At 74.2% G+C, this 2,949-nt stretch carries 2 protein-coding genes and 1 pseudogene; 1 reads left to right on the top strand and 2 read right to left on the bottom strand.

All coding sequences use genetic code 11. From position 1 onward, the window contains the following. A pseudogene (locus VR44_RS07045) lies at positions 1-295 on the bottom strand (hypothetical protein); the annotation flags it as partial. A 267-nt stretch (positions 296-562) separates the two neighbouring features. On the opposite strand from VR44_RS07045, the gene VR44_RS07040 reads away from it, so the two are divergent. Then, positions 563-1,330 carry a DUF4184 family protein gene (locus tag VR44_RS07040; RefSeq protein WP_342669299.1) on the top strand — a complete coding sequence of 256 codons (768 nt, stop codon included), beginning with the start codon at positions 563-565 and terminating at the stop codon, positions 1,328-1,330. A gap of 32 nt (positions 1,331-1,362) precedes the next feature. On the opposite strand, the gene polA is transcribed toward VR44_RS07040, so the two are convergent. Next, positions 1,363-2,949: DNA polymerase I (gene polA / locus VR44_RS07035; protein ID WP_045946512.1), on the bottom strand; the 1,587-nt coding region annotated here is incomplete at its 5' end.

Below are 2,949 nucleotides of genomic sequence, written 5' to 3'. Positions count from 1 at the left end.
GTTCGGGCCCGGGCTCCGGCCGGGCGCCGGAGGTCGCGGCCGCACCGTCCGGCAGGACGGCCGCCGGCGGTGCGGGGCTGTCCAGCGGCGGCAGTTCGGTGGAATAGGACGAGTCCCCGCCCGCGCCCGACGCGGCGGCCGGCGGCTGCGCGGCGCCCTCCCCGGCCGCGGCGACCCGCTCCGGGCCGGCGACCGCCGGGCCCTGGGAAGCCGTCATCGCGGCGGCCACCAGTGCCGATACCAGCGCAGCGGCCGCGCCCCGGCGCAGGCCGCGTCCGAATATTCGTGCCGACATGAGCGGGACCCCTCCACTGGACCTCCGGACGTCCGCGTGACCCTACGTCAACTCCCTGCACACGGCACGCAATGCGGGCCCGATATTCACCAGTTCCCCACGCGCCTGCGCAGGTCACGCATACTTGCCCGACATCAGCCACCCGGGGAGGCCCTGTGCCGTTCACTCTCAGCCACGCGGCCGCCGTACTTCCGGCCATCCGCCGCTCGGGCCGCGCGCGGGGGCCGCTGGTCGCCTCGGCGCTGGTGCTCGGGTCGTTCGGCGCTGGTGCTCGGGTCGTTCGCGCCGGACGCCTTCTACTTCGCCGACGCCGTCGTCGGCGGCGTCATGGGCTACGGCGACTTCACGCACGGGCCGCTGGGGGTGGTCACCGCGGACGCCGCGCTCACGGCCGTGCTCGCCGCCTGCTGGCTCCTGCTGCGCGAGCCGCTGGCCGCCCTGCTGCCGGCCTCCCGAAGGGGCCGCGTCCACTCCTTCGTCCGCGGCGAGGACTGGCGCGGGCTGCGGCGGCCCGCACTCGCCCTGCGGTTCTACCTCTCGGCGGTCGCCGGCTCGCTCACGCACGTGGTGTGGGACGCGTTCACGCACATGGACCGCTGGGGGACGCACGCCCTGCCATGGCTGGGCCGGCCCGTGGCCCTCGGGCTGGCGCCCTACACCTTCCTCCAGTACGGCACCTCCGCGCTCGCCGCGTGGGCCCTGCTCTGGTTCACCCTGAGCGGTCTGCGCCGGATCCCGGACCGGCCGGCGCCCCCGTCGGTACCCGTGCTCGGCCGGGCGGAGCGGTGGGCGGCGCTGCTCCTGATCGGCGGGTGCACCGCCGCCGGGACCATCCTGCGGGTGATGCGCTTCTTCACCTTCTACGACCGGATCCGCAGCCCCCTCGACATCATCCCGACCCTCTGCTTCGGGGCCGGCGGCGGCCTCGCGGTGGGCCTCCTGCTGTACGGGGCCCTGGTGCGGCTGCGCCACCGCCGCGCCCGGGACCCCCGCTGCCCGGACCGGGAGACGCGGACGCCCGTCCCCGCCGCATGAGCGGGGACGGGCGCGCGGGCATGCCGTCGGGGTCAGTGCGCGGCGGACTCCCAGTCGCCGCCCACCCCCACGGACACGTCCAGCGGGGCCCGCAGTTCGACGGCCGCGCCCATCTCGCGGCGCACCAGCTCCTCGACCCGCTCCCGCTCGCCGGGGGCGATCTCCAGGACGATTTCGTCATGGACCTGGAGCAGCATCCGCGAGGCCAGCCCGGCCTCGGCCAGGGCCTTGTCCACGCGGAGCATCGCGACCTTGACGATGTCGGCGGCGGTGCCCTGGATCGGGGCGTTCAGCGCCATCCGCTCGGCGGCCTCGCGGCGCTGGCGGTTGTCGCTGTTGAGGTCGGGCAGGTAGCGGCGGCGCCCGAAGACCGTGGCCGTGTAGCCGGTGGCGCGGGCCTCGTCGACCACCCGCTGGAGGTAGTCGCGGACCCCGCCGAACCGCTCGAAGAAGGTCTCCATCAGGCCGCGCGCCTCGGCGGGCTCGATGTTCAGCTGCTGGGCCAGACCGAAGGCGGACAGCCCGTAGGCCAGGCCGTAGCTCATGGCCTTGATCTTGCGCCGCATCTCGGCGTCGACCTGGGAACGCTCGACGCCGAACACCTGGGAGGCGACCGTGGTGTGCAGGTCCTCGCCGGAGTTGAAGGCCTCGATCAGGCCCTCGTCCTCGGAGAGGTGGGCCATGACCCGCAGCTCGATCTGGCTGTAGTCGGCCGTCATCAGCGACTCGTAGCCCTCGCCGACGACGAAGCCGCGGCGGATGGCCCGGCCCTCGTCCGTACGCACCGGCACGTTCTGCAGGTTGGGGTCCGTGGAGGACAGGCGGCCCGTGGCGGCGGTGGTCTGGCTGAAGCTGGTGTGCACCCGGCCGTCGGCGGCGATCGACTTGACCAGGCCCTCGACGGTCACGCGGAGCTTGGCCTGCTCCCGGTGCCGCAGCATGATCACCGGGAGTTCGTGGTCGGTCTGGGTGGCCAGCCAGGCCAGCGCGTCGGCGTCCGTGGTGTACCCGGTCTTGGTCTTCTTCGTCTTCGGCAGGTCCAGCTCGCCGAAGAACACCTCCTGCAGCTGCTTGGGCGAGCCGAGGTTGAACTCGTGCCCCACCGCCGCGTGGGCCTCCTTGACCGCCTGCTGCACGGCACCCGCGAACTGCTGCTCCATGGCCTCCAGGTGGTCGCGGTCGGCGGCGATGCCCGCCCGCTCCAGCCGGGCCAGCAGCTCGGAGGTGGGCAGCTCCATCTCGTGCAGCAGCTCCACCGCGCCGACCTCGGGGAGCTTCGCCGTGAACGCCTCGCCCAGGTCCAGGACCGCGCGGGCCTGCGCCATCAGCGCGTCCGCCTCGGCGGTCTCGTCGGCACCGAAGGCCAGCTGGCCGTCGGCGGCCGGCGGCTGCAGCTCACGGCCCAGGTACTCCACCGACAGCACGTCCAGCGCGAAGGACCGCCGGCCCGGCTTGACCAGGTAGGCGGCCAGCGCCGTGTCCATCGTGACGCCCGCCAGGGTCCAGCCGTGCTCCGGGAAGACCCGCATCAGGCCCTTGGCGTTGTGCACCACCTTCGGCGCGGACGCGTCCGCCGCCCACGCGGCGAACGCCCGCTCGTCGGCCTCGTCCAGCTCGGA

The organism is Streptomyces katrae, assembly GCF_000966975.1.
Lineage (GTDB): Bacteria > Actinomycetota > Actinomycetes > Streptomycetales > Streptomycetaceae > Streptomyces > Streptomyces katrae.
Note: the sequence above shows the minus strand (reverse complement) of the source record. Positions and strands in the feature narration are given on the sequence as shown.